Source organism: Pseudoduganella plicata, assembly GCF_004421005.1.
Taxonomy (GTDB): domain Bacteria; phylum Pseudomonadota; class Gammaproteobacteria; order Burkholderiales; family Burkholderiaceae_D; genus Rugamonas; species Rugamonas plicata.
On record NZ_CP038026.1, the window covers coordinates 125,799 to 152,313 of the forward strand.

Sequence of the window (26,515 nt, forward strand, 5' to 3'; positions counted from 1 at the left end):
GGACGTGTTGCGACAGTGCGCTTGCGCACACATGCGTGCGAGCGCCGCCGCGGGCGACGTGGAAATAGTGTTTTAAGTTAAATACTATTGTTATTTTTGTACAGTCTGGCAAACTGTCGGCATCTGCGTCATATCTGTGGGAGTTTGTAAAGCATGTCGGAATCCGGTCCTGGCCGCATTGGCCTGTTCGTTCATCCGGAAGCCGCCCGGCGGGACTTGTTCCGCGCCGCCTGCGGCGAAAGTTTTGACAGGTTGTACCTGGTCGACACGGCAAGCGCCGCGGTCGAGCGCATGGCGCGCGGCGCCGTCGGACTGCTGGTGCTCGACCTGGCCGGCAGCATGCCGGGCGATACCGCGCAGCTGGCCGCGCTGTCGATGCTGGTCCGCACCCGCAACGGCGCGCCCACGATGGTGCTGTGCCCTTACGCGCATACCGCATGGCTGCCGGAGCTGCTGGCACACGGGCCGCTGCAGTATGCCATTCTCCCGTTGCCCGCACCGCAGCTGCGCAGCGCCGTCGAAGCGCTGTTGCGTGCCGTGCCGGATGCGCAGGCGCTCGCCCGTCAGCAGCTTCTGGACAAGGAACGCGAGCTGCGCGACCTGCTGACGCTCCAGCGCAGCGTGCAGCGCGCCATGGCGCAGGTCGACGATGGCGCGCGCCTGGCTGCGCAAGTGTGCGCGGCACTGTGCAGCTACCCCGGCGTGCGGCACACGGCGCTGCTGCGCCAGCGCGAGGGCAACGTGGCGGTGCTGGCGCAGGAAAGCCGCAATCACCTGGATCTGGTGCGCCTGCTGGAGCGGGGCGAAGACCTGCTGGCTTCTCCCTTTGCCGATGTCTTCCCACCGTTGCTGGCCGTCCGCTCGGGCGAGCCCGTGCTGCTGGACGCGCCCGAAAAAATGGGCGATCCGGCGCTCGCGCTGGCGCTGCACGAACGGGGCGTGCGCATGGTGCTGGCGCTGCCGCTGCGCGGCGAGCAGGGCGGGCCGGTATTGGGTGCGATCTGCGTGATGTTCGACCGCGTCGTCCAGCTGTCGCGCGAGGGCTTCGCCTGCTTCAACAGCCTGGCGCAATCGATCGGCAGCGGCCTGGCCATGAGCGACCTGAAGCAGCAGAACGAAGCACTGGCGGCGCGCCTGACGGAACTGGCCACGTTCGACCCGCTGACCGGGGCCATCAACCGCCGCGCTGGCGAGGAGCTGCTGGCGGCGGAGATCCGGCGCGCGCGCCGCTACGGCATTCCGCTGGCCATCATCGCCCTCGGCATCGATAACTTTCGCTGCGTGAACGACGCCTACGGCTACCCGATCGGCGACGGCGCACTGCGCGCGGTGGCGCAAACGATCCAGTCGCGCCTGCGCGCGTCCGACACGCTGGTGCGCATGCGTGGCGAGGAGTTCCTTGTCGTCGCCACGCACACGGGCGCCGCCGAAGTACGCCGGCTGGCCGAGAAGCTGCGCGAAGCGGTGGCGGGGACGCAGCTGCCTGGCTGCGATCACGTGACGATCAGCCTTGGCGTCGCTCACGTGGCGCCGGACGAAGGCGCCACGTCCGCCATCGACCGGGTCGACACGGCAATGCGCGGCGCCAAGCGGGCAGGGCGCAATTGCGTGGAGGTGGCTGGCTGATACGCCCGGGTGCAGGGTTCCACAGCCGTCCCGACTGCAGCGCATTGAGCTTTTGCATCCGGCCGGATGCTTATAACGCACATCCCTCGTTCTACCCGACCCGCATGCCCCCAAACCACCAAACAATTCTCTGGCTGACGTCCGAGCAAACCGGCAAGACCTTTCCCGTCGCGCAGTTCTCGGCCGACACGGACCTTGTCACGATGGGCTGGGTGTCGCTCACCAGCGTCGAGCGCCCTGACATCGTCGTGACGGCCATGACGGCGAGCGAGCTGGCAAATGCGATGACGGACACCGCCGGCTACCTGCAACTTGAAGCGCGGATCAACAAGCTCCTGCACCGCACCGATCTGGTCAGCTGCTGGCTCGTCGCTGTCGAGGAACCCGTGTACGACGTCGACATCGCCACGCTGTCGTTCCAGCAGTTCCGCAAGATCGAAAAGGCGCCGCGCCTGATGTATCGCGACATCTACAGTCCGCATACCTGCGCGACGGTCTCCAGGCAGGTCTCGCGGCGTCAGTTCGAGCGCCAGGGCGGGACGATCCGGGTGGTCTGAACGGCGCCGGATCGCCCGCCAAGTCCTGCGCGATGTTCCTGGCCTGCGACGTCTGGCTGGCGTCCGCCCGCCGCCAGGTCCTTCTCGTACGGAAGGACGAAGGTGGCGCCTGTCCTCACTCCCCCGGGCAGGTGCCCTTCGAACATCGGAAGTGCTGCTGTCCGTCCAGTGTCGGAATGCGCGGCGCGACACCGCGGCGTCGGAGGAACCCATGCCTGTCCCCCGGCGGCGCGGCAGTCTGGCGTCCTGTCATCAGCTCGGCCGTGGTAGGCTTCTGCCTTTGACAGAGTAACGGAACTGCAATGCTGCTTTGGCTGAGGCGCTACCGCCGTGCCGCGCTGCCGGGGGACATCGGCGCGGGTATCGTCGTGGCGATGATGATGATCCCGCAGGGGATGGCGTATGCGCTGGTGGCGGGCCTGCCGCCGGTGGCGGGACTGTATGCCAGCATTCTGCCGCCGCTTGTCTACGCGCTGTTCGGCAGCAGCATGACCCAATCGGTGGGACCGATGGCGATCGTGTCGCTGATGACGGCGGCGGCCATCGGCCCGCTGGCGCCGGCCGGCACGGCGCTGCATGGGGTGCTGGCGGCGCAACTGGCCTTGGTCGCCGGCGCCGTGCTGCTGCTGTGCGGCCTGCTGCGCCTGGGTTTTCTCGCCAGCTTCTTCTCACGTCCCGTCATGAGCGGCTTTACCGTCGGTTCGTCGCTGGTGATTGCCTGGGGCCAGGTCAAGCCGCTGCTGGGCGCGGCGCCGCCGCACGCGCACCTGCCCAGCGCCGCGCTGGGACTCGGTTCGCTTGTGCTGCTGGTGCTGGCGCGGGCCTACCTGGCGCCGCTGCTGGCGCGCTGCGGCCTGACAAAAAGCGCGGCCGACGTGGCGGCCAAGCTGGCACCGATGGTCATCGTGCTGGCGTCCATTGGCCTGGTGTCCGCACTGGATCTGCCGGCGCGCGGCGTGGCCGTGACGGGACCAGTACCCGCCGGTCTGCCGGAGCTCAACCTGGCCACGTCCAGCCAGCACTGGCAGGCGCTGTTGCAACCGGGCCTGCTGATCGGCTTCATTGTCTTCCTGATCAGCATGTCCGCCGCGCAGACATTGGCGCAGAAGCGGGGCGAAAAGCTGGTCAGCAACCAGGAGCTGGTGGGGCTGGGCGCGGCCAATATCGCCAGCATGGCGTCGGGGGGCTTTCCCGTCACGGGCAGCCTGTCGCGCTCCGCCGTCAATTTTGCCGCTGGCGCGAATACGCCGCTGGCCAGCGTGATTTCCGCCGCGCTGCTGGCCGCCGCGCTGGTGCTGCCCACCGGCTGGCTGGCGCTGCTGCCGCTGCCCACCCTGGCGGCGACGATCATCGTCGCCGTGCTCGGCATGCTGCAGCTCGATACGCTGCGCACCGCGTGGCACTACGACCGCGGCGACGCGCTGGCGTGGCTCGTCACCTGCGTCGGCGTGCTGGCGCTGGGCGTGGAGGCCGGTGTCGTCGTCGGCGTCGTGCTGTCGATGGGCACCCTGATCTGGCGCGCCAGCCGCCCGCATATCGCCGTGCTGGGGCGCATCCCCGGCACGGAGCACTTCCGCAACGTCGACCGCTACGCCGCCACCACGTGCGCGGCGGTGCTGATCCTGCGGGTGGATGCCAATCTGTTCTTCGGCAACGTCGAGGCCGTCAACGAGCGGATCGAGGACGAGCTGCGCGCGCATCCGTCCACGCGCCACCTGGTGCTGGCCATGTCGGCCGTCAGTTCGATCGACACGACGGCGCTGTTCGCGCTGCAGGAGCTCAATGCCAGCCTGCGCACGCGCGGCATCCACCTGCACCTGGCCGAAGTAAAAGGGCCCGTGATGGACCGGCTGCGGGCCAGCAGCCTGCCCGATACGCTCAATGGCCGCATCTTCCTCAGCACGGCAATTGCCAGCGATTTCCTCAACAACGAGAACTACCCTGACAAGGAACCCCGATGAAAGAGATGAACGCGGCCATGCTGGCCGCCTGCCTGCTGCTGGGCGCGCATGTAGGTGCCAACGCGGGCGCGAACGCGGTCGCCAAGGCGGGAGCCGCCACGAAATCGCTGGACGACCAGTTCCGCGCGATCTACACGCAGGAATGGAAGTGGCGCCAGTCGCAGCGCCTGGAGGATGCCGAGGACGACACCAGCGGGATTCGCGCCACGCTGCCGAAAATCGACGCGCCGACCCAACTGGCACGCCAGCGCTACTGGGAAGAGACGCTGCGCCGGCTCGACGCCATCGACGAGAAGCGGCTGTCGGCGCCGGAGCGCATCAACTACGCCGTCTACCGCGCGCAGATTGCCGCGCTGCTGGACAACCAGCGCTTCCGCGAATATGAGAAGCCGCTCAACGCCGACTCGGCGTTCTGGTCGAACCTGACGTACGAAGCGCGCAAGACGTTCCGCACGGCGGCGGAGTACCGCGCCTACGTGGCCCAGCTGAACGACGTGCCGCGCTACTTCAACGACGAAATGGCGAACATGCGTGCCGGCCTGGCGCGCGGCTTCACGCCGCCGAAGGTGACGTTGCAGGGCCGCGACGGCTCGCTCGTCGCCGTGGCGGACGCGAAGCCGGAGGACACGGCGTTCTTCAAGCCGTTCAAGGACATGCCGGCGACGATACCGGCGGCCGAACAGGCGTCGTTGCGCGAGGCGGCGTTGGCCGCCATTCGCACGGCCGTCATCCCGGCCCATGCGGCGCTGCTCAAATTCATGCGCGAGCAGTACGTGCCGGGCGCCACGGACAACCTGGCGGCGCAACGCCTGCCTGACGGCAAGGCCTACTATCAATCCAAGATCGTCGAGTTCACGACAACGAACCTGACGGCCGACGAGATCCATAACATCGGCCTGGCGGAGATGGCGAAGATCCGCGCCGAGATGGCGCAGGTGATGAAGGACGTGAAGTTCGACGGCGACCTGCCGGCATTCCTGCACTTCCTGCGTACCGATCCGCGCTTCTATGCCAAGACGCCGGAAGAGCTGCTGATGCGCGCGGCCTGGATCGCCAAGAAATTCGACGGCAAGGCGGAGCAGTATTTCGGCCGCCTGCCGCGCAGCCGCTTTGCCATCATCCCCGTGCCGCCGGAGCAGGCGCCGTACTACACGTCCGGCCGCGGCGGCCCGGGTGTCTACCTCGTCAACACGTACAACCTGCCGGCGCGCGCGCTGTACAGCCTGCCCGCGCTGACCCTGCACGAATCCGCGCCGGGCCATGCGTTCCAGATGCCGGTGGCGCTGGAGCAGAAGGGCCGTCCGGCGTTCCGCAATGCCTATATCTCCGCCTACGGCGAAGGCTGGGCGCTGTATTCAGAGCGCCTCGGCACCGAGATGGGCATCTATGAGACACCGTACGAGGTATTCGGCATGCTCAGTTACCAGGCCTGGCGCGCGTCCCGCCTGGTCGTCGACACCGGCATCCATGCCAAGGGCTGGACGCGTGAGCAGGCGCAGCGCTACCTGATGGAGAATACCGCGCTGTCCCGCCATGAAGTGGAGACGGAAGTGGACCGCTATATTTCCTGGCCGGGCCAGGCGCTGTCGTACTACCTCGGCGAGATGGCGATCATCGACGCGCGCCGCCAGGCGGAAGCGGCGCTGGGTGCAAAGTTCGACATCCGCGCCTTCCACGACACGGTGCTGGAGCTGGGCTCCGTGCCGCTGCCGGTGCTGAAGGCACGCATCGAGCGATTTATTGCGGAAGGCGGGAAGGGGCCGTATTGACCGTTGAGTAACTGCAACATGCGGACGGGAAACGACTTCTACAGTGAGTCTTTCCACTGTGAAGGAGGTCCGCATGAACGTCATTCTCCGTACCGCCGCGCTGGCGGCGCTGCTGCTGGCGGCCGGCAGCGCATCCGCTGCCGGGGCCAAGACCGAAGCCATCTACAAGTTCAAGGATGCGCCGCGCACCGGCAGCCACGTCGCGCGCAACGTCGCGTTTTCTGCGGTGCCATTCGACAAGCGCTACGCCGACCTCAGCGCTGCTCAGCGCGACGTGGTGCGGGGTGCCTATGAACGCTTGGGCGAGAACGACGAACCGCCGTTCCCGGCCTACGGACTGAACCCGATCTTCCGCCTGCTGGCCCGGCTGGACCGGTCGCTGATCAAGGCCGGCCTGCTACGCGCCGCAGTCACGGTAGGCCCCGACGGCAAACCGGTTTCCGTGCGGGTGCTGGATGCGCCCAACGAATTTCTGACGGGATTTGTCGGCAACGCGCTGCTGCTGCAGGATTACAAGCCGGCCATCTGCGCCGGCCAGCCGTGCGGCCAGGAGTTCCTGCTGCTGGCAACGCTGACTGACGAATAGCGTGTGTGTATGCCAGGGCGCTGTCGGGTATCATAGCGCCCTGACAACCCGGAGTTTCACCGATGCCTCTTTATCAGATCTGGTACAACGATCTCGACCAGCCGCTGGTCGTCAACCCGCCTTACCGCCTGCGCGACGTGGAAATCGTCGGCGAGGTGCTGCGCCACGAACATCGTGCCAACCGCCAGAGTGCGGACCCGAGCGGCCTGACCGTGCGCGAGCTGCTGCGCATTAATGGCCTGCGCAACCTGCGCTACACGATGGACGAAAGCGAGCCGGTCACCCTGACCGGTTGACGGTGGCGCTGGGCGCGCTGCCTTGACAGGCAAGCGCGTCCTCTTTCCGGGCACCGGGCATATTCGCGCACCATTCTGGTGCGGCGGACCGGGCAGCCGTCGGTCCCGGGTCCCTCGTAGCTTGGCACGCTCCTTGCATCTGATGGGAGGTCTGCCACCAGTGCCAAGCCCATGCCCGATTGCCACCCCGATTCCGTTACCACCGCCGCCTGGCAGGCCCGCCTGCGGCTGGGCTTCCGGCGCGACGGTGGCGTGACCCGGCTGGCGCAGCGCGAGCACAGCGGCCCGCTGCGCGTGCAGAAGGCGCTGTATCCGGAAGATCCGGCAATCTGCCATGCGATCGTCGTGCATCCGCCCGGCGGTGTGGTGGGCGGCGACCGTCTCGCCATTGACGTCCATGTCGGCGAGACCGCCCACGCATTCCTGACCACGCCCGGTGCGGCCAAGTGGTACCGCGCCAATGGCAAGGTGGCGCACCAGCAGGTGACGCTGGACGTCGCCGCTGGCGGCTCGCTCGAATGGCTGCCGCAGGAAACCATTCTCTTCAACGATGCCCACGTCGAGCTGGATCATCACGTCACGCTGGCGCCCGATGCCGCCTACCTGGGCTGCGAAATCCTGTGCCTGGGCCGGCGCGCCGCCGGCGAGACGTTCAACACCGGCCGCATCGGCCAGCGCATGTCGATCCGCCGCGGCGGCCGGCTGCTGTGGTGGGAGCAGGGCGCGCTGACGCCCGGGCTGCAAGAAAGCCCCGTCGGCATGGCCGGTGCCAGCGTCTGCGCCACGCTGCTGGCCTGTGGGCCACAAGTCCCGCCGGACGTATTGCAGGCAGTCCGCGCCCTGGCCGACGTTCCGCACTTCGGTGCGACCCAGATGAAATATTTGCTTGCCGTGCGCTGGCTGGGCGACGACAGCGAGGCCGCGCGCGACATCATGCTGGCCGCGTGGCGGCTGCTGCGGCCGGCCGTGCTGGCCCGCGAGCCCGCCGACCCGCGCAGCTGGCGCACCTGAAAGGAAACCTCATGGACCTGACACCCCGCGAAAAAGACAAGATGCTGATCTTCACGGCCGGCCTGCTGGCCGAGCGCCGCCTGGCACGCGGCCTGAAACTGAACCACCCGGAAAGCGTGGCGCTGATCAGCGCGGCGCTGCTGGAAGGCGCCCGCGACGGCAAGAGCGTGGCGCAGCTGATGTCCGACGGGACAAAGATCCTGACGCGCGACCAGGTCATGGAAGGCGTCCCGGAAATGATCCCGGACATCCAGGTCGAAGCCACCTTCCCGGACGGCAGCAAGCTCGTGACCGTCCACAACCCCATCGTGTGAGGCCACCATGATTCCCGGCGAATACCAGCTGCAGGCAGGCGAGATCGCGTTGAACGCGGGCCGCGAGACGGACACCGTCGTCGTTGCCAACAAGGGCGACCGGCCGATCCAGGTCGGCTCCCATTTCCATTTTTTCGAAGTCAACAGCGCGCTGTCGTTCGAACGCTGGAAGGCGTACGGCCGGCGCCTGAATATCGCTGCGGGTACCGCCGTGCGCTTCGAGCCGGGCCAGCAGCGCACCGTGGAACTGGTGGCGCTGGAAGGCGACCGCGAGGTGTACGGTTTCTCCGGCAAGGTGATGGGCAAGCTGAAGGACAAGCCTTGACGACGATCTCGCGCCGCGCCTATGCCGAGATGTACGGCCCCACCACGGGCGACCGGATCCGCCTGGCGGACACGGCGCTGTTCATCGAGATCGAGCGCGACTGCGCGACCTACGGCGAAGAGGTCAAGTTCGGCGGCGGCAAGGTGATCCGCGACGGCATGGGCCAGTCGCAGCGCGCGCACGCGCTGGTGATGGACACCGTCATCACCAATGCCGTCATCGTCGATCACTGGGGCATCGTCAAGGCCGACATCGGCCTGAAGGACGGCCGCATCGCCGCCATCGGCAAGGCCGGCAATCCCGACATCCAGCCCGACGTGACGATGGCGATCGGCGCCGCCACCGAGATCATTGCCGGCGAGGGAATGATCGTCACCGCGGGCGGCGTGGACAGCCATATCCACTTCATCTGCCCGCAGCAGATCGAGGAAGCGTTGATGAGCGGGGTGACGACGATGATCGGCGGCGGCACCGGTCCCGCTGTCGGCACGGCGGCAACCACGTGCACGCCGGGGCCGTGGCATCTGCACGCGATGCTGCAGGCGGCCGATGCATTCCCGATGAACCTCGGTTTTCTCGGCAAGGGCAATGTTAGCCTGCCGCTGCCGCTGGAAGAGCAGATCCGCGCCGGCGCCATCGGCCTGAAGCTGCACGAGGACTGGGGCAGCACGCCGGCCGCCATCGACAACTGCCTGAGTGTGGCGGAGCGCTTCGACATCCAGGTCGCACTGCACAGCGATACGCTCAACGAAGGCGGCTTCCTGCAGGACACGCTGGCCGCGTTCAAGGACCGCACCATCCACACGTTCCATACGGAGGGCGCGGGCGGCGGCCATGCGCCGGACATCATCGCCGCCGTCGGCCAGGCCAATGTGCTGCCGTCGTCGACCAATCCCACCCGGCCGTTTACCGTCAACACACTGGACGAGCACCTGGACATGCTGATGGTGTGCCACCACCTCGATCCGGCCATCGCGGAGGACGTGGCGTTCGCCGAATCGCGCATCCGCCGCGAGACGATCGCCGCCGAGGACATCCTGCACGACCTGGGTGCGATCTCGATGATGTCGTCGGACTCGCAGGCGATGGGACGGGTGGGCGAAACGATCCTGCGCACCTGGCAGACGGCGCACAAGATGAAGGTGCAGCGCGGCGCGCTGCCGGAGGACGGTGCCGGCAACGACAACTTCCGCGTAAAACGCTATATCGCCAAGTACACCATCAACCCCGCCATCACGCATGGTGTGGCGCACGCCGTCGGCTCGCTGGAGGTGGGCAAGATCGCCGACATCGTCCTGTGGAAGCCGGCATTCTTCGGCGTCAAGCCGTCGATGATCCTGAAGGGCGGCGTGATCGCGGCGGCGCAGATGGGCGACCCAAACGCGTCGATTCCGACGCCGCAGCCCGTGCATTACCGGCCCATGTTCGGCGCGTTCGGCGGCGGCCTGAAAAAATCGTTCACCTTTGTATCGCAGGCCGCATTCGACGCCGGCATCGGCACGGCGCTCGGGCTGTCGAAGACGCTGATCCCCGTGCGCGGCATGCGCCAGCTGCGCAAGCACCACATGATCCACAACGGCGCCACGCCGGTGATGGAAGTGGACCCGGAGACCTACGAAGTGCGGGCCGACGGCCGTCTGCTGACGAGCGAACCGGCCACCGTGCTGCCGATGGCGCAGCGCTATTTTCTCTTTTGATTCGCCTGTTCCGTTCCCCGGAGACACCATGCTGACACTGCACACGAAAATCAACGACCCGCGCGCGCCGGTCGACGGCCGCCTGGTGCTGCCGTACGAGCTGCGCGAAAAATGCCGCCTGCGCGCCACGCTCGACACGGGCGAGGACGTCGCCATCTTTACGGTGCGCGGCACCGTGCTGCGCGACGGCGACCTGCTGAAGGGCGACGATGGCCGCGTGGTCCGGATCGAGGCGGCACCCGAGGCGACCTATAAGGTCACCTGCGAGAATGCCCACGCGCTGCTGCGCTGCGCTTTCCACCTGGGCAACCGGCACACCCAGGCCCAGGTGGGCGACGGCTTCCTGCGCATCCGCGCCGATGCCGTGCTGCGCGAGATGCTGGCCGGCCTCGGTGCCACGGTGCGCGAGCAACTGGCGCCGTTCGAGCCCGAGTCCGGCGCGTATGGCAGCCACGGCGGCGGTCACCACCACGACCACGGCCCGCTGGCACCCGTGCCGCTGCGCCAGCGCATCCACCGTCCGGGCGACCCGGCATGATCGGCGCGGCGCAATTGCTGCACCTGCTGCAGCTGGCCAGCCCGTCGCTGCCAATCGGTGCCTACAGCTACTCGCAGGGGCTGGAAGCGGCCCTGGAAGGCGGCCTGGTAACGGATGCGGACAGCGCCAGGCGCTGGATCGTGCACCAGCTGCACGACGTCGTGGCAGCCTGGGAGGCGCCCATGACGTGGCGGCTGATGGCGGCGTTCACGGCGCGCGATGCGCCCCTGGCGGCCGAGCTGTCGGAACAGTTCCTGGCGTCGCGCGACACGTCCGAGCTGCGTGCCGAGACGGTGCAGATGGGCTTCTCGCTGGCCCGCCTGATCGGCGAACTGGGCATCGCTGACGAGGGCGCGCTGGCGATGCTGCAGGCGCATGGCGAAGTGCCGCTACCGGCGGCGTATGCGTGCGCTGTCGCCGCGCTGGCCATCCCGCACGAGGAGGCGCTGCTCGGGCTGTTGTTTGCGTGGGCGGAAAACCAGGTGCTGGTCTGCGTCAAGTCCGTGCCGCTGGGGCAGGTGGCGGGACAGAAGCTGCTGCTGTCGCTGCGCCCGGAACTGGAAGTGGCCGCGCTGCGGGCCCGGTCGCTGGCAGACCGGGAATTGTCGAACTGGTCGCCGGCGTTCTCGATGCTGTCGATGCGGCACGAGGTGCAGTACAGCCGCCTGTACAGATCATGAAAGGAATCACGATGAAGATGGGATCGGACCCGCTGCGGGTCGGTATCGGCGGGCCGGTCGGCTCGGGCAAGACGGCGCTGTGCGAGATGCTGTGCAAGGGCATGCGCGAGCGCTACGACATGGCCGTCATCACCAACGACATCTATACCCGCGAGGACATGGAAATCCTGCTGCGCGCGGACGCGCTGCCGGCCGCGCGGCTGATGGGCGTGGAGACGGGCGGCTGCCCGCACACGGCGATCCGCGAGGACGCGTCGATCAACCTGGAGGCGATCGCCCGGATGCAGGCCGACTTTCCCGACCTGGACCTGATCCTGGTGGAGTCGGGCGGCGACAACCTGGCGGCCACGTTCAGTCCCGAGCTGTCCGACCTGACGCTGTACGTGATCGACGTGGCGGCCGGCGAGAAGATCCCGCGCAAGGGCGGGCCCGGCATCACGCGCTCGGACCTCCTCATCATCAACAAGACGGATCTGGCGCCGCACGTGGGCGCCGACCTGGGCGTGATGGCACGCGATGCCGCGCGCATGCGCGGCGACCGGCCGTTCGTGTTCACCAATCTGAAGCGGGGCGACGGTGTCGACAAGGTGATCGCGTTCATCCGCGAGCACGGTCTGATGGAAGCCTCCGGGTAAGCGCCCGTCGGCGGGGCTTCGTTGCGTGCTCGGACGCGTGCTCAGTTACGTGGACTTTCGCGCCGCTCCGACAGCACGATGGGCGCCGCGTTCTCCGGGTGCTTGCCCTGGATCCCCTCGTACACGGCGCGGATGGCTGCCATGTCGCGCTCCTGGTCGCCCGTCAGCCAGACGTGGTCCGCCATGCTGAGGATCCGGTTCGCGTAATCGAGGTAGACCAGGCACAGCGGCACTTGCGCTTCCATGGCCAGGTGATAGAAACCGCTTTTCCAGTGCGGCCGGTAGCCGCGCGTGCCTTCCGGCGTGATGGTCAGCCAGTACCACGGCGCCGCGTTCATGCGCGCGGCCTGCGCGCGGATCATGCCGCTGGCCGCGCTGCGGTCGACGGGCTGCCCGCCCAGCGCGAGGAACCATTTGCCCAGCACGGGAATCCGGAACAGCGAATCCTTCCCCAGCCACAGGAACGGCAGGTCCACGGCCCATTTGCTGAACAGGCCGATGGGGAAATCCCAGTTCGACGTATGCGGGTAAACCACCAGGATGCCGCGCGGTCCCGGCAGGGGGCGATACATCATTTTCCAGCCAAACAGATGCAGCACGCGCAACGCCAGGCGCTGTCGTCGTGTGGGCAGTTGGGCAGGCTCGAGCCTGTAATTGGTCATGCATTGTTCCTGTGAATGGCATGGGCGTGGGGCGCATTGCGCGAGAGCGGCGCGACAGCCGACGTGACGCACGTTTCACGTTGTGAAAACCGCGGACGAAATTCTATCCCGTTCGCAAGAGGCAGGGCAAGCACAGTTGCCAGAATGAAAAAACGTTTCCGCAGCAGCGCTGCGGACCGTCTGTCGTTCCCGTGCCCGGCAGTGCCGTAGCCGTGGCAGGCGAAGGTGCGCCATTTGGGGTAAGGTAGCGTGCCGTACATCCAGAACATAAAGGAACAATACGATGTCCCGTAACGTTATATTGCGCCGCGTCGCGCTGGCTGCCGTTCCGTTCGCCGCGCTGGCGCTGGCCGGCAATGCCGCCCTGGCTGCGGCACCGATGGTCAAGACCCAGGCGCCCGGTTTCTACCGCACGATGGTGGGCGACTTCGAAGTGACGGTCGTCAGCGACGGCACCGTCGATCTGCCGATGGACAAGCTGCTGCAAGCGCCCAAGGCCAAAATCGAGGGGCGCTGAGCCGCAACTTCCTCAGCGCGCCCGTCGAGACGTCCGTCAACGCTTTCCTGGTCAACACGGGCAGCAAGCTGGTACTGGTGGACGCCGGCGCCGGCAACCTGTTCGGCCCCACCCTGGGCAAGCTGCTGACCAGCATCAAGGCTGCCGGCTACCAGCCCGAGCAGATCGATGAGATCTTCATCACGCACATGCATCCGGACCATGTCGGCGGCCTGAATACGGGCGACAAGCCGGCCTTTCCGAATGCTGTCGTGCGCGCCGACCGGCATGACACCGACTATTGGCTCAGCAAGACGCAAATGGATGCCGCACCGGCCGACAAGAAGGGCTACTTCCAGGGCGCCCAGGGCGCGCTGGGGCCGTATGCGGGCGCCAACAAGCTGCAGCCGTTCAGCGGCGGCACGCAGCTGGTGCCGGGCGTGCGCGCCACGTCGAGCTACGGCCATACGCCAGGGCACACCAGTTATGTCGTGGAAAGCCGCGGCCAGAAGCTGGTGCTGCTGGGCGACATCATGCACGCGAAGTTCGTCCAGTTCGACGACCCGTCCGTGACGATTGCCTTCGACAGCGACAGCAAGGCGGCGCTGGCGGCCCGCAAGGCCGCGTTTGCCGAAGCGGCCAAGGGTGGCTACCTGATCGGTGCCGCCCATCTGCCGTTCCCGGGTCTGGGCCATCTGCGCAGCAGCGGCAAGGGGTACGAGTTCGTTCCCGTCAACTACACCGTGCCGCGCTGAGGCGGGGCCAGGCTGAGACAAAAAAAGGTCGCCGCGGCGACCTTTTTTTGCGAAGAACGACCGACTATCCGACAGCCGCTTACGCCAGCGCCGGGTAGTCCGTATACCCCTCCGGGCCGTTGCCGTAGATGACATTCGGACGCAGCGGGTTCAGCGGCGCGCGCAGCCGCAGGCGCTCCGGCAGGTCCGGGTTGGCGATGAAATCCTTGCCCCAGGCGATGGCGTCGGCGGTTCCCTCGTCCAGGGCCTTTTGCGCCGCTTCCAGGCTGAACTGCTCGTTGGCGATATAGATGCCGCCGAATTGCTTCTTCAGCAGCGGGCCCAGGCTGTCTTCGCCCACGGCTTCCCGTGCGAAGATGAACGCGATCTTGCGCTTGCCCAGTTCACGCGCGACGTAGCCGAACGTGCCGGCCGGATCGGAGTCCCCCATGTCGTGCGAGTCGCTGCGCGGTGCCAGGTGCATGCCGACGCGGTCGGGGCCCCAGACGGCGATGGCCGCGTCCGTCACTTCCAGCAGCAGGCGGGCGCGGTTTTCGACCGGCCCGCCGTACTGGTCGGTGCGCTGGTTGGTACTGTCCTGCAGGAACTGGTCGAGCAGGTAGCCGTTGGCACCGTGGATCTCGACGCCGTCGAAGCCGGCCTTTTTCGCGTTTTCCGCACCCAGGCGGTAGGCCGCCACCACATCGGCAACCTCGGCCGTCGTCAGGGCGCGTGGCACGGGGTAGGGGCGCATCGGGCGCAGCAGGCTGACGTGGCCCTGAGCGGCAATGGCGCTTGGCGCCACGGGCGCTTCGCCGTTCAGCAGGCTCGGGTCGGAGATACGGCCCACGTGCCACAGCTGCATGAAGATCTTGCCGCCGCGTGCGTGCACGGCCTGCGTGACGAGCTTCCAGCCTTCCACCTGCTCGTCGGACCAGATGCCGGGCGTGTTCTCGTAACCGACGCCCTGCGGCGTGACCGACGTGGCCTCGGACAGGATCAGGCCGGCGCTGGCACGCTGCGCATAATATTCGGCCATGAGCGCGTTGGGCACGCGACCTTCGCGGGCGCGGGCGCGGGTCAGCGGCGCCATGATGACGCGGTTTTTCAGGGGCAGGTCGCCAACGGTGACGGGATCGAACAGTGTGGTCATTTTCTCTTCCTGTGATGAGGCGCTGCCGGCCGCCGCGCGGGCGCGGGCCGTTACAGACCGAGGTTCATATGGTCGAGGAAACCCTGGATGACTTCGTCGTTGCGCCTGAACATATTCCACTGTCCCAGCCGCGTCACGGTCACCAGCCCGGCCTTTTGCAGGATCGCCAGGTGGCCCGATACCGTCGACTGCGACAGGCCGCAGCGCTGGTCGATCATGCTGGCGCACACGCCCAGCGAGACCGGATGCAACTGCTGCGAAAAATAGGTGTCCGGCTCCTTCAGCCACGCGAGGATCTGGCGCCGCACAGGATTGGCCAGCGCCTTGTGGATCGCGTCGATGTCGAGTTCAGTCATGGGTTTCTCCGATGCTTGCATCGGCATTCGCCGATGTGCATATTGGTATTCTACGATATAGGCGGGGCGCCTGCAGGCGATGCCCGAAATCTTGCAAGGGCGGAATGATATACTGTCGAGCCACCCGCGGGGACGACCCCGCCGGCTCGAACGCCGCCGGGTTCAGGCAGGGACGACCTTGCCATAATTTGGAGAGTTTATGTCCTGGATATTCCTGTTTTTCGCGGGCCTCCTGGAAGTCGCGTGGGCCGTCGGGTTGAAATATACGGCCGGCTTTACGCGGCTCGTTCCCAGTGGCCTGACGCTGCTGGCAATGCTGGGCAGTATCGGCTTGCTGGGCCTGGCGCTGCGCCACCTGCCGCTTGGCACGGCCTACGCCGTCTGGACGGGCATCGGTACCGTCGGCACCGCCGCGTTCGGCATGATCGTGCTGGGCGAGCCGGCCGGCGCCGCACGGCTGCTGTGCATCGGGCTGATCGTGGCCGGCATCGTCGGCCTGAAGCTGCTGTCGCCGCACTGACGGGGCCACCGCATGCAGTCCATTTCGATCGTCGATTCCCACACGGGCGGCGAGCCGACCCGCCTGATCGTCGGGGGCGGCCCCGACCTCGGGTCCGGCCCGCTGTCCGAACGGCTGGCGCGCATGCGCGAGCAGTACGACCGCTTCCGCACCGCCACCGTCTGCGAGCCGCGCGGCTCGGACGTGCTGGTGGGAGCGCTGTTGTGCGAACCGCATGCGCCCGACTGCGTCGCGGGCGTCATCTTCTTCAACAATGTAGGGTATCTCGGCATGTGCGGCCACGGCACGATCGGCCTGGTCGTGTCGCTGGCACACATGGGGCGCGTCAAGCCCGGCGTGCACCGCATCGACACCCCCGTGGGCGTTGTCATGGCAACCCTGCATGACGATGGCAGCGTCACCGTCGACAACGTGCCGGCGCGGCGCACGCGCCATGCGGTCCAGGTCGAGGTGCCGGGTCACGGCCCGGTGACGGGCGACGTGGCGTGGGGCGGCAACTGGTTCTTCCTGATCGGCGCGCATCCGTTTGCCGTCGTGCCCGGGGAAATCGACGCGCTGACGGCGTTCTGCGTGGCCGTCGGCGACGCGCTGGCCGCCCATGGCATCACCGGCGACGACGGCGCGGCGATCGATCACATCGAAGTGTTCGGCGCGCCGCGCAGCGCGCAGGAGGCGGACAGCCGCAGCTTCGTGCTCTGTCCGGGCAAGGCGTACGACCGCTCGCCCTGCGGCACGGGCACGAGCGCCAAGCTGGCGTGCCTGGCGGCGGACGGCAAGCTGGCGCCCGGCGTCGTGTGGCGCCAGCAAAGCATCATCGGCAGCGTGTTCGAAGGCAGCTACCGGATCGAAGCGCGGATGGACGGCGAGCTGGTGTTGCCGTCGATCCGCGGACGTGCCTGGGTCAACAGCGAGGCGCGTCTGCTGGTCGATGACGGCGATCCGTTTGGCTGGGGCATTGCGCCTGGGACCTAAAAATCGGCGACAGTGCGCGCCAGGTAGAACCACTCCTGGTTGGCGCGGGCAGCGGTGTCGGGGAACAGCATCATCGCATCGTACGGCGCCAGCACCGGCGTGCCGTCGGCGCGCCGGCCGATCTCCGCGCCCGCCGCGACGCGGTCGAAACTGGACCAGGGTCGGGTGAAGACATCGTCGTCGTGCATCTTGTCGTGCACCTCCATCATCGACAGCGCCTCCATCCTATCGCGCGCGATCGCCATTGGCGCCGGCGCCTCGATCAGCCGCAGGTGCGCCAGCGTGTTCATGATCGCCTGCCACGCCACGCGGGGCGCCTGTGGGTCGTCATGCTGGCCGCACTCGAGCGTCAGCGCGTAGCCGCCCGTCGTGCGCATGTATTCCGTCGTGCCGACGCCGTAGCGCAGCACCGTTTGCAGCCGGCTGTCGCCGCTCAGCCGGCGCTGCACGCCCGCACCGTAGGTCCGCAGCCAGCCATCGACGAATCTGCGCACGCCCAGCACCCGCGCCAGCGCGCGTTCTTCGGCCTCGTGACAAAACGGCTCCAGCGGCCCGTCGTTGTCGCGCGGCCCGACCATGACGAACGGCTCGCCCGGCGCATTGAACGAGTGCAGATCCAGCAGCACGTCGTGGGCCGCCAGCAGGGGGCACAGCCAGTTCGCCACGCGGTCTTCGAAGTCCTCGGGGCTATCGGTAGGGAACAGATTGCGGTTCAGGTTACGTTCGCCCGCCCGTTCGCCTTTGGCGTAGGCGAGGGGATTGGTCACCGGCACGAACGTGACGCTGCCGGCGGCAATGGTCAGCGCGCCGCTGTCGAGTTGCCGCATGACGCGCAGGATGCCCTGCGTGCCCGCCGTTTCGTTGCCGTGCACGGCGCCCGTGACGATCAGTCTGGGTCCGGCACCCAGGCCGGTATAGGTCACGGAGCGGAACTGCAGCGCGGCGGTGGCGGTCATCGGGGCCTCTGGGTCTCGGAGCAAGCGGGGAGCATCATTCTAGCGGCATTCGGGCAGCCGGCACGACAGGGGCGGCGGTTAAAATGCCGGCATGAAGCCCATTTCCTCCCGCCTGTACGGTCTGGACACGCTGCGCGCGCTGGCGATCCTGCTGGTGTTCGCCAACCACTACGTTAACTTCGTTACGCGCCGGCCCACACTGGGGTTTGTCGGCGAGATCGGCTGGGCGGGTGTGGACCTGTTCTTCGCACTGTCGGGCTACCTGATCGGCAACCAGATCTTCGCCGGCATGCGGCGCGATGCATTCTCCCTGCCGCGCTTCTACGCGCGCCGGCTGCTGCGCACGCTGCCCAATTACTATGTCGTGCTGGCGCTGTACGCCTTCTGGCCCGTGTTCTCCGCAGGCGCGCACCATGCGCCGTGGTGGCAATACCTGACCTTTACACTGAACTTCGACCTTCGGCCAGGCACGCTGTTTTCGCATTCCTGGTCGCTGTGCGTCGAGGAGCAGTTTTATATGGTGCTGCCGGCGGTGGCGCTGCTGGCGGGCGCCGTGCGCGGCGCGTGGCGGCTGCGGCTGGCCTGGGCGCTCATCGCGGCCGGCTTCGTTGCCGGGATGCTGATGCGAGCCCATGCATGGGACGATGTCCGGCCCCCGCCGGGCGGCAACGGCACCTTCTACCGCGAGATCTACTATGCAACGCTGTGCCGCTTCGACGAGTTGCTGGCCGGGGTCGCACTGGCGCTGATGAAAAACTGCCACGCGGGACTGTGGACGCGGCTGACGGCGTGGGGCAACACGACGCTGGCGCTGGGCGTGCTGCTCGTCGGCTGTGCGTTCCGGCTGTTCCTGGCCGATCACTTCGGGCGCAGCGAAACCATCTTCGGCTACCCGTTGCTGGCGCTGGGATTCGGCCTGCTGGTGCTGTCCGCGCTGAGCCCCGGTTCGCTGCTGCACCGAGTGCGCGTACCCGGTGCCGCCAGCATCGCCGTGTGGTCGTATGCCATCTACCTGATCCACAAGCAGTTGTGCATCGTGCTGGCCAGGGAGCTGACGCCGCTTGGACTGGACCCGAACATGCCAGCCGGGGTGGCACTGCTGCTGGCCGCCAGCATCCTGGCCGGCTGGGTGCTGTATGCGCTGGTGGAGACGCCGTTCATGTGGCTGCGCGAGCGTTATGTTCCCGCCGACCGGGGCGAAAAAAAACCCGCGGCCGAAGCCGCGGGTTTGCGGGGTGCCGGGTCCTGAGCTCAGGCTTTTTTCGCTTTGCGGCGTGCGGCATAGCCCAGCAGGCCCAGGCCGCCCAGCATCATGCCATAGGTGCTTGGCTCCGGTACGGCGGCGACCGATACGTGCAGGTCGTTGATGGTGGCCCAGACGCCAGGCTGGTCGCCCGTTGCCATCGTCAGCGAAACGAGGTCATCGGTCGACACGAAGCCGACAAACGAATCGAAGTCCGGCGTGTTCAGTGTGTAGGTGACGGAGGCACCTGAGCTGTCGGTGGCCGTCAGCGTGATGAAGTCCGCCGGCGTGGACGAACCGAGCAGGTCCGAGCCGAAGAAGAAGCCGCCGGCGCCGGCCACCTGATTGGCGAATGTGAACGAGACCGTATCAAGGCGATTGCCGCCCGTCAGCCAGAAGTCGGAGAAGTCGTCGGTAGCACCCCACACGGTGCTCGCATTCGGACTGGCCGACACGGTGTAGCCGTAGTCGCCCGCAAAGCGGTCCAGCGGGCCTTCGTATTCGTCCAGGTCCAGATCGTCGAAGGTGTCAACGCCGGTGTTCCCCACTGCGGCCAGGTAGGCGGCCTGGCTGGTGTAGGTCGTGATTTCTGCTTGGGCGGCGCCGGCGGCGCACAGCAGGACTGCGGAAGCGATTGCGGTCGATACGAAGCTGGAAATACGCACAGTGAACTCCTTGACAGATTTTGGGAAGGGCACCCCGTTTTCGGCAGGTGCAGCCCCACTGTACTCCTGCCGGTTGCTAATGCAACAACGAATTAAGCATGACTTAATACAGTTTTTACCATGCGCTTCTGCGAACTTCATTGATTTGTCATCAAGTTGTCATCAAATGCTGAGCTGCTGCGGCAAATCGGCTCAACAGTAAAAAATCGGCGGCCCGGTTGATGTTGTCTTTATCGCACACCTGCCAAAAGCCGGGTTGACAGCAAGTTACTACTTGGGCGTTGCCATGTTCATCTCGATGACATCGAACGGCGCCTGCGCTTGCCCCAGGAAGTCCAGCACGGCGGTGATCCGTTCGGTGGCGTCCAGATGCGTGCCGGCGGCGATGACGGCGCGCAGCCCGGGCATCGCTTCCACGATGTCCGGGCTGCCGTAAGCCTTGATCAGCAGCGCGGCCAGCTGGGCCGCTTCGCGCTGGTGCCCCAGCCGCAGGCGCTGTTCGGCCAGGCCGAACAGGGCACGCTGCATGCGCGGCGTCGGGTTGACGATATGGGCGAACACCAGAGGCGTGTTGACGATGGCGTCGCAGATGCGGCGCTCGATCTCGTCGGGCGGCACGTCCGAGGCAATGTCGAAATAGGCCGCGTCCCAGCGGGTGCGGGCATGCTGGTGGCCGGGCGGGAAGGTGTCGGCCGTTTCAAGGCCGAGAGCGCGGCTGAGCCGGCGCAGCAGATGGAAGAGGGGGCTGGTCATCGGCGCATTTTAGCGCGATCGATATCACGGGGCAGGCGGGGGCAGGGCAACCGCCCCGCCCCCCTCCGTTACGCCCCGTGCGCTTCCTCGCCCAGCCGGCCGGCGCGGAAGTCTTCCACCGCCTGCTGCAGTTCCTGCTGCGTGTTCATGACGAATGGACCGTACTGCGCGATCGGCTCGTTCAGCGGACGCCCGGCGATCAGGATGAAGCGCGCAGGCTCGCCGGCCCCGGCGGCCACCTGCACGCCGTCGGCCGCCGCGTCGTTGGCAAAGATCGCCATCGAACGCGTCGCCACCTGCCGTCCGCCCGTCGTCACGCTGCCGCGATACGGGTACAGGAAGGCGTTGTGGCCGGCTGGCAGCGGTTGGCTGAAGCTGGCGCCTGCCGGCAGCTCGACATCCAGGTACAGCGGTTCCGTACCGTCACGCTGCACGGCGCCGGCAATGCCGTGGCTGCTGCCCGCGATGACCCGTACGGTGGCGCCGGCGGCCGTCGCGAAGGCCGGCACGTCGGCCGCGCCGAAATCCTTGTACCAGGGCGCCCGCATCTTGTCCCTGGCCGGCAGGTTCAGCCACAGTTGAAAGCCTTCCATGCGGCCAGCCTGCTGCTCCGGCATTTCGGAGTGAATCACGCCGCGGCCGGCCGTCATCCACTGCACGCCGCCGTTCTCCAGCAGGCCTTCGTTACCGGCGCTGTCGCGGTGGCGCATGCGGCCTTCGATCATGTACGTCACCGTCTCGAAACCGCGGTGCGGATGGTTCGGGAAACCGGCGAGGTAGTCGTTGGCTTCGTCCGAGCCGAAATTGTCCAGCATCAGGAACGGATCGAGGCGGCGTTGCAGCGGCTGCGTCAGCACGCGGTTGATCTTGACGCCGGCGCCGTCCATGACGGCCTGGCCGGCAATCAGGCGTTCCACGGTACGTGGATGCCCGACCGGTTGTTGCGTAACTTGTGTCATGGTGTGCTCCTTGCGCGAAGTGGTTCAGGCCAGTGCTGCGTCGATCTGCTGCTGCGCCTCGGCCCGGGCACGCGCCACGGCCTCGGGGCCCATGCCGTGGCCTTCGGAGAACACGAACTCCACATCGTCCAGACCCACGAACGACAGGAACGTCTTCAGGTGCGGCAACTGCACGTCCGACGGGCCGCCGCGATGCAGGCCACCGCGGGTAACGGCCACGTACACTTTCTTGCCGGTCAGCAGGCCGACAGGGCCGGTGGCCGTGTACTTGAACGTGACGCCGGCCCGGGCGATCGCGTCGAACCAGCTTTTCAGCTGCACGGTAATGCCGAAGTTGTACATCGGCGCGCCGATGACGATGACGTCGGCCGCCTGCGCCTGGGCGATCAGCGCGTCGTCCAGGGCGACGCGGGCGCTTTGTGCCGGCGTACGCTGGTCGGCCGGCGTGAACAGGGCCTGCAGGGCGGCCTCGTCCAGCACCGGATGCGGTTCGGCAGCCAGGTCGCGGCGGGTAACCGTCGCAGTGCCCCTGGCGGCCAGGCGGGCGACGATCTCGTCGGCCAGGCGGGTGGACTCGGAACCGGTGCTGCGGGCGCTGGAATTGATCTGCAAGATGTTCATGGTGTGCTCCTGTATTGGTTTGTGTGCTGCGATGGGTGTACTTTACTTGTTCCATTGACGTTGGGGTAGGCGTTAAAATGGATAACATTCGTCCATTAATGGAACAATAGGAGCTCGACCTCATGCAACTGGACCCGTCCGACCTGCTGCTGTTTGCCCGCGTCGTCGAGTGTGGCAGCCTCAGCGGCGCGTCTCTACAGCTGGGTTTGCCCAAGTCGACCGTCTCGCGCCGGCTGACGCTGCTGGAAGGGCAGCTTGGGGAGCGCCTTCTGCAGCGCACGACGCGCCGTCTGGTGCTGACCGAGTTCGGCGCCAGCCTGCTGGAGCACGCCCGCAAGGTAGCGGACGAGACGGCTGCCGCCGGCGCGCTGGCCCAGCACCGCCAGCAGGCACCCAATGGCCAGCTGCGCGTGTCGATGCCCGCCGACTTCGCCAACGAGGCAATGGACAGCGTGCTGCCGGCGTTCATGGCGAAATATCCCGGGATCTCGCTGCAGCTGGACTTGTCGCCGCGCCGGGTCGACCTGGTGGCGGAAGGATTCGATCTCGCAGTACGCATGGGGACGCTGCCGGATGACGCCACCCTGGCGGCGCGGCCCGTCGTGCACAGCACCTGGTCGCTGTATGCGGCGCCTGGCTACACGGCGCAGCGGGGCCTGCCCGAGCATCCCGACGAGCTGTTCCGCCATGACCTGCTGAGCCTGGCGCGCACGCCGGCCGGGCTGACGCAGTGGCAGCTGCTGAAGGGGAAAACGACGTGGGAGCGCGAGCTGCCCGTGCGCATGACGGGCAATTCGCCGGAGTTGCTGGCGCGGCTTGCCGCGACTGGTGTCGGCATTGCCAGTTGCACGGACCGGTCAGTCGCACCCCTGGTGCGCAGTGGCGCGCTGGTCAGGGTACTGCCGGAGTGGCGTTTCCCCGCCGTGACAGGCTGGGCGGTCTTCCCGGGGCGTCGGCTGATGCCTGCCAAGACGCGGGTGTTCCTCGATGCGCTGGAAGCGTACTACCAATCCACGCAAGCGGCATCGTAAAATCGGAAAACCGGTGACAGGCTCCGATTTCTCGAAAACCGGAGCCTGTCACCGGTTTTATCCCCGGGTGTCCCGGATAATGCCCGGTCAGCGCGGCTGGAAGTTCCCCATCATCTCGCCCAGCCGCACGGCGCCGGCCGGTTGCCACTGGTGATTGAAGGTAAGCGTGTCCTGCGGAAACAGCATGACGACGGTGGAACCCAGCAGGAAGCGTCCTAGCTCTTCGCCTTTTTTCAGCACGATGTCGCGGTCGGCATAGGTCCATTCGCACAATGTCGGCTGGCGCGGCGGGTTGACCACGCCGTGCCAGACGGTGGCCATGCTGCCGACGATGGTGGCGCCGACCAGCGTCATGACGAAGGGGCCCGCTGCCGTGTCGAACACGCAGACAACGCGCTCGTTGCGGGCAAACAGGCCCGGCACCCCGCGCGCCGTGGTCGGGTTGACGGAAAACAGTTCGCCCGGGACGTAGATCATCCGTGTCAGCTTGCCGTCGCACGGCATATGGATGCGGTGGTAATCGCGCGGCGACAGGTACAGGTTGGCGAAGCTGCCGTGACGGAACTGCTCGGCCAGCGTCCTGTCGCCACCCACCAGCGCCGCGGTGCTGAACTTGTGACCCTTGGCCTGGAAGATCTGGTCGTCCTCGATGGCGCCAAACTGGCTGATGCGGCCGTCCACCGGGCAGACGTAATCGGCCTGCGCCAGCGGCCGCGCACCCGGTTTCAGCGCACGGGTGAAGAACTCGTTGAAGCTGTGGTAGCTGGCGATGTCCGGATTGGCCGCCTCGTCCATGTTGACGTCATATTTGCCGACAAACCAGCGGATCAGCCGTGTCGTCATGGCGCCGCCCTTTGCGCCCGCGACGCGGCCGGCAAAATTCGTCAGCGCCCCCTTCGGGAGCAGGTATTGGGGCAGTACGGCAAGGCGGTCGGACACGATGTGAAATCCCGGACATGATCAAGATCGCATTATAGCCGCGCACATCCGTCCGCTGGCACCGTCCTGCATGAGAAATATTTCCGTGATCCCAACTAATTGCGCCAGAAGCATCTTACAATAGAGCATCTTGCTTTATTGCTAACCGCCAGCACCCCTTCATGCCCAATCCCGCATCGTTGCACCGCCACGCCGTGGCAGCCGCTGTCGCGGCCGCTTTCTGCGCCGCGTCGACCAGTCACGCCCAGTCCGCTGCCCCGGTCATCCCGGATGAACCCGCCAAGGTGGAACCCAAAACCGGGTCCGGCAACGACGCGAAGCCGCTGCCGGAAAACATCCAGCGCGTCGAAATCAAGGGTGCGGTGGCGGCGTACGATCCGCGCCGCGACGACACGGCCAGCAAGATCGTCGTCACCAGCGAGGAGATTCAACGCTACGGCGACACGTCCGTCAACGACGTCCTCAAGCGCCTGCCCGGCATCACCGTCGGCGGCGCGGCCGGACGCAGTGGCGGCGAGATCCGCATGCGCGGCCTGGGCAGCGGCTATACGCAGATCCTGCTGAACGGCGAGCGCGCCCCGGCTGGCTTCTCGATCGATACGCTGTCGCCCGACGTCATCGAGCGCATCGAGATCGTGCGCGCCGCCAGCGCCGAGTTCTCCACGCAGTCCATTGCCGGCACCATCAACATCGTGCTGAAAAAGGCGGTCAAGTCCGCGCAGCACGTCCTCAAGATCGGCGCGGGCAAGAGCGCGGACGCGTTCAATCCATCGGGCAGCCTGCAGCTGTCCGACAAGCTGGGCAACATGAGCTACTCGATGGGCGCCAACGTCTGGCGCTACCGGTACGACCGGCAGTCTCCGACCGAGGACACGCGCACCGATCCCGCTGGCCGGCTCGTCATGCTGCACAGGTCGCGCCAGCACGACTGGGGCAGCCCGGAAGGACTGAACCTGTCGCCGCGGGTGAACTGGACGCTGAAGAACGGCGATACGGTGACATGGCAGGGCTTCGTCAACGTCAACCGCGGCGAGCACGCCAGCGAGGAGGTCATCGACACGCCGACCGGAACGCCGCCGCTGTACGACGCGGGCACGGGACGGCAGAGCGGCCACACGAATTTTCTCCGTTCCGATCTGAACTGGGTGCGCAAGCTGGACGGCGGCGGCAAGCTCGATATGAAGCTGGGCGCCAGCGACATGCGCTCGCGTAATACCTGGCACGAACTGAATTACCGCGCTGCGTCCCTGGCACGCGACAGCACGGTCCGCACCAACACGGATGAATGGGGCATCACCAGCCAGGGCAAGTATACGGCGCCGCTGATGCCGGGACACGAGCTTTCGATGGGATGGGATGGCGGCGCCACGCGGCGCGACGATGCCCGCATCGAGCGGACGGTCGACCTGCCCGGCGCATCTCCGGGCAGTGCGGACAATTCCGACGAGGGCTACGCGGCCAGCGTCGACCGACTGGCCCTGTACGTGCAGGACGAGTGGAATGTCACTCCGCGCTGGTCGATGTACGTGGGCGTGCGCTGGGAGGGCATCGACACGGCCAGCGAAGGCGGCACGTTCGAGACCGTGCGGCAGAAAACCAGTGTCTGGAGCCCGCTTGCACAGACGCTGTACAAGATTCCGGATACGCGCGACCAGCTGCGCCTGGCACTGACGCGAACCTACAAGGCGCCGCCGGCCGGCAACCTGGTGCCGCGCCGCTTCACGTCCACCAATAACACCCAGACCGAACCCGACCGGCGCGGCAACCCGGATCTGCAGCCGGAACTGGCGACGGGCATCGACGCGTCGTACGAGCATTACTGGGCGGAGAATGCGCTGCTGAGCGCCGCCGTCTCGATGCGCCATATCAGCGGCTATACGCGTCAGGGGCTGCTGCTGGACCCGGACGGGCGCTGGGTGTCCACGCCCGTCAACGACGGCAGCGCCGTTACGCGCAGCCTGGAGCTGGAAGCGAAGTTCCCGCTGTCGGCCATCATGAAGGATGCGCCGGGCGTGGACATGCGGGCGAGCGTCAGCCGCAACTGGTCGCGCGTGGACGCGGTGCCGGGTCCGGACAACCGCCTCGACCAGCAGACCCCGCTGTCGGCCACGGTCGGCTTCGATTACAAGACCCGCGACGGCAAGCTGACGACGGGCGCCAGCTTCGCGTTCAGGAACGGCGGGCCGGTGCGCATCGACGTCAACCAGACGGGTTACCAGTCGGTGCGCCGGGACCTGGATCTGTATGCGCTATGGAAGTTCGATGCCCGCTATCAGTTGCGCGTCGCCGTCGCCAATGCGCTGAGCCAGGACTACCTTTTCGACAGCGCGTACACGGAGGCGAATGGCGTGTTGCGTCGCACGGGCCGCCATGCCGGCTATGCGCAGGGCAGGGCCACGCTCGAAGTGCGCTTCTGAAAAGCCATGCCGCCCCGGGCCGCGCACCGGCACCGGAGGCATC

At 66.9% G+C, this 26,515-nt stretch carries 29 protein-coding genes; 20 read left to right on the plus strand and 9 right to left on the minus strand.

Annotation, left to right across the window (positions count from 1 at the left end):
* Window positions 1–153: 153 nt before the first annotated feature.
* The 13 genes from E1742_RS00530 (at window position 154) to ureG (ending at window position 11,995) form a co-directional block, all read left to right on the plus strand.
* Window positions 154–1,626, plus strand: coding sequence for a GGDEF domain-containing protein (locus E1742_RS00530; protein ID WP_134382766.1), 1,473 nt, complete (start codon window positions 154–156; stop codon window positions 1,624–1,626).
* 104 nt (window positions 1,627–1,730) lie between these two features.
* Window positions 1,731–2,183, plus strand: a complete 453-nt coding sequence (locus tag E1742_RS00535; protein WP_134382768.1) for a hypothetical protein — start codon at window positions 1,731–1,733, stop codon at window positions 2,181–2,183.
* A gap of 302 nt (window positions 2,184–2,485) precedes the next feature.
* Entirely contained in the window at window positions 2,486–4,144 is a 1,659-nt protein-coding gene (locus E1742_RS00540; RefSeq protein WP_134382770.1) for a SulP family inorganic anion transporter, read from the plus strand.
* A complete protein-coding gene (locus tag E1742_RS00545) occupies window positions 4,141–5,913 on the plus strand; it encodes a DUF885 domain-containing protein (protein WP_134382772.1) in 1,773 nt (590 codons plus the stop codon). Before E1742_RS00540 ends, E1742_RS00545 begins: the two co-directional genes overlap by 4 nt.
* 73 nt (window positions 5,914–5,986) lie before the next feature.
* Entirely contained in the window at window positions 5,987–6,499 is a 513-nt protein-coding gene (locus E1742_RS00550; RefSeq protein WP_134382774.1) for a hypothetical protein, read from the plus strand.
* A gap of 62 nt (window positions 6,500–6,561) precedes the next feature.
* Complete coding sequence (locus E1742_RS00555) at window positions 6,562–6,795, plus strand: hypothetical protein (protein WP_134382776.1); 234 nt, start codon at window positions 6,562–6,564, stop codon at window positions 6,793–6,795.
* Between the two features lie 171 nt (window positions 6,796–6,966).
* Window positions 6,967–7,806 carry an urease accessory protein UreD gene (locus E1742_RS00560; RefSeq protein ID WP_134382778.1) on the plus strand — a complete coding sequence of 280 codons (840 nt, stop codon included), beginning with the start codon at window positions 6,967–6,969 and terminating at the stop codon, window positions 7,804–7,806.
* 11 nt (window positions 7,807–7,817) lie between these two features.
* On the plus strand, window positions 7,818–8,120 hold the full coding sequence (locus E1742_RS00565; RefSeq protein ID WP_134382780.1) for an urease subunit gamma: 303 nt from the start codon (window positions 7,818–7,820) through the stop codon (window positions 8,118–8,120).
* 7 nt (window positions 8,121–8,127) lie between these two features.
* Entirely contained in the window at window positions 8,128–8,445 is a 318-nt protein-coding gene (locus E1742_RS00570; protein ID WP_134382782.1) for an urease subunit beta, read from the plus strand.
* Window positions 8,442–10,142 (plus strand): urease subunit alpha, encoded by a 1,701-nt coding sequence (ureC, locus tag E1742_RS00575; protein ID WP_134382784.1) that lies wholly within the window; start codon window positions 8,442–8,444, stop codon window positions 10,140–10,142. Before E1742_RS00570 ends, ureC begins: the two co-directional genes overlap by 4 nt.
* Before the next feature lie 28 nt (window positions 10,143–10,170).
* A complete protein-coding gene (gene ureE, locus E1742_RS00580) occupies window positions 10,171–10,680 on the plus strand; it encodes an urease accessory protein UreE (RefSeq protein ID WP_134382786.1) in 510 nt (169 codons plus the stop codon).
* The gene (locus tag E1742_RS00585) at window positions 10,680–11,360 is read left to right on the plus strand and encodes an urease accessory protein UreF (protein ID WP_134387896.1); all 681 of its coding nucleotides are present in this window, start codon (window positions 10,680–10,682) and stop codon (window positions 11,358–11,360) included. Before ureE ends, E1742_RS00585 begins: the two co-directional genes overlap by 1 nt.
* Window positions 11,361–11,371: 11 nt before the next feature.
* Window positions 11,372–11,995 (plus strand): urease accessory protein UreG, encoded by a 624-nt coding sequence (gene ureG, locus E1742_RS00590; RefSeq protein ID WP_134387897.1) that lies wholly within the window; start codon window positions 11,372–11,374, stop codon window positions 11,993–11,995.
* 41 nt (window positions 11,996–12,036) lie between these two features.
* Here ureG and E1742_RS00595 read toward each other — a convergent pair whose 3' ends face one another.
* On the minus strand, window positions 12,037–12,657 hold the full coding sequence (locus E1742_RS00595) for a 1-acyl-sn-glycerol-3-phosphate acyltransferase (RefSeq protein ID WP_134382788.1): 621 nt from the start codon (window positions 12,655–12,657) through the stop codon (window positions 12,037–12,039).
* Between the two features lie 283 nt (window positions 12,658–12,940).
* Between E1742_RS00595 and E1742_RS27190 the strand changes: the two genes are divergently transcribed.
* Both E1742_RS27190 and E1742_RS00600 read left to right on the plus strand, forming a co-directional pair.
* Window positions 12,941–13,174 (plus strand): hypothetical protein, encoded by a 234-nt coding sequence (locus tag E1742_RS27190; RefSeq protein ID WP_307721899.1) that lies wholly within the window; start codon window positions 12,941–12,943, stop codon window positions 13,172–13,174.
* Window positions 13,175–13,251: 77 nt separating this feature from the next.
* Window positions 13,252–13,908, plus strand: a complete 657-nt coding sequence (locus tag E1742_RS00600; RefSeq protein WP_307721900.1) for an MBL fold metallo-hydrolase — start codon at window positions 13,252–13,254, stop codon at window positions 13,906–13,908.
* A 79-nt stretch (window positions 13,909–13,987) separates the two neighbouring features.
* Here E1742_RS00600 and E1742_RS00605 read toward each other — a convergent pair whose 3' ends face one another.
* Together E1742_RS00605 and E1742_RS00610 are read right to left on the minus strand one after the other, a co-directional pair.
* The gene (locus tag E1742_RS00605; RefSeq protein WP_134382790.1) at window positions 13,988–15,040 is read right to left on the minus strand and encodes an alkene reductase; all 1,053 of its coding nucleotides are present in this window, start codon (window positions 15,038–15,040) and stop codon (window positions 13,988–13,990) included.
* Between the two features lie 50 nt (window positions 15,041–15,090).
* Window positions 15,091–15,396, minus strand: coding sequence for an ArsR/SmtB family transcription factor (locus E1742_RS00610; RefSeq protein WP_134382792.1), 306 nt, complete (start codon window positions 15,394–15,396; stop codon window positions 15,091–15,093).
* Window positions 15,397–15,595: 199 nt separating this feature from the next.
* On the opposite strand from E1742_RS00610, the gene sugE reads away from it, so the two are divergent.
* Together sugE and E1742_RS00620 are read left to right on the plus strand one after the other, a co-directional pair.
* Window positions 15,596–15,916 carry a quaternary ammonium compound efflux SMR transporter SugE gene (sugE, locus tag E1742_RS00615; protein WP_134382794.1) on the plus strand — a complete coding sequence of 107 codons (321 nt, stop codon included), beginning with the start codon at window positions 15,596–15,598 and terminating at the stop codon, window positions 15,914–15,916.
* Window positions 15,917–15,928: 12 nt separating this feature from the next.
* Window positions 15,929–16,888 (plus strand): 4-hydroxyproline epimerase, encoded by a 960-nt coding sequence (locus E1742_RS00620; protein WP_134382796.1) that lies wholly within the window; start codon window positions 15,929–15,931, stop codon window positions 16,886–16,888.
* Here the strand turns inward: E1742_RS00620 and E1742_RS00625 are convergent.
* Entirely contained in the window at window positions 16,885–17,844 is a 960-nt protein-coding gene (locus tag E1742_RS00625) for a M14 family metallopeptidase (protein WP_134382798.1), read from the minus strand. The two genes, E1742_RS00620 and E1742_RS00625, sit on opposite strands and share 4 nt — an antisense overlap.
* Before the next feature lie 91 nt (window positions 17,845–17,935).
* Here E1742_RS00625 and E1742_RS00630 point away from each other — a divergent pair, with 91 nt between their 5' ends.
* Window positions 17,936–19,093: an acyltransferase family protein gene (locus tag E1742_RS00630; RefSeq protein ID WP_134382800.1), complete on the plus strand. Its 1,158-nt coding sequence runs from the start codon at window positions 17,936–17,938 to the stop codon at window positions 19,091–19,093.
* A gap of 2 nt (window positions 19,094–19,095) precedes the next feature.
* Here E1742_RS00630 and E1742_RS00635 read toward each other — a convergent pair whose 3' ends face one another.
* From E1742_RS00635 to E1742_RS00650, 4 genes are all read right to left on the minus strand, one after another.
* Entirely contained in the window at window positions 19,096–19,752 is a 657-nt protein-coding gene (locus E1742_RS00635; RefSeq protein ID WP_229466400.1) for a PEP-CTERM sorting domain-containing protein, read from the minus strand.
* 270 nt (window positions 19,753–20,022) lie between these two features.
* Window positions 20,023–20,505, minus strand: a complete 483-nt coding sequence (locus tag E1742_RS00640) for a hypothetical protein (protein ID WP_134382804.1) — start codon at window positions 20,503–20,505, stop codon at window positions 20,023–20,025.
* A gap of 68 nt (window positions 20,506–20,573) precedes the next feature.
* Window positions 20,574–21,464 (minus strand): pirin family protein, encoded by an 891-nt coding sequence (locus E1742_RS00645; protein WP_134382806.1) that lies wholly within the window; start codon window positions 21,462–21,464, stop codon window positions 20,574–20,576.
* Between the two features lie 24 nt (window positions 21,465–21,488).
* Complete coding sequence (locus E1742_RS00650) at window positions 21,489–22,085, minus strand: FMN-dependent NADH-azoreductase (protein WP_134382808.1); 597 nt, start codon at window positions 22,083–22,085, stop codon at window positions 21,489–21,491.
* 122 nt (window positions 22,086–22,207) lie between these two features.
* Between E1742_RS00650 and E1742_RS00655 the strand changes: the two genes are divergently transcribed.
* Window positions 22,208–23,116 carry a LysR family transcriptional regulator gene (locus E1742_RS00655; protein ID WP_134382810.1) on the plus strand — a complete coding sequence of 303 codons (909 nt, stop codon included), beginning with the start codon at window positions 22,208–22,210 and terminating at the stop codon, window positions 23,114–23,116.
* A gap of 87 nt (window positions 23,117–23,203) precedes the next feature.
* On the opposite strand, the gene asd is transcribed toward E1742_RS00655, so the two are convergent.
* On the minus strand, window positions 23,204–24,055 hold the full coding sequence (gene asd, locus E1742_RS00660; RefSeq protein WP_134382812.1) for an archaetidylserine decarboxylase: 852 nt from the start codon (window positions 24,053–24,055) through the stop codon (window positions 23,204–23,206).
* 161 nt (window positions 24,056–24,216) lie between these two features.
* Here asd and E1742_RS00665 point away from each other — a divergent pair, with 161 nt between their 5' ends.
* Window positions 24,217–26,472: a TonB-dependent receptor plug domain-containing protein gene (locus E1742_RS00665; RefSeq protein ID WP_134382814.1), complete on the plus strand. Its 2,256-nt coding sequence runs from the start codon at window positions 24,217–24,219 to the stop codon at window positions 26,470–26,472.
* The last annotated feature ends 43 nt before the right edge of the window (window positions 26,473–26,515 follow it).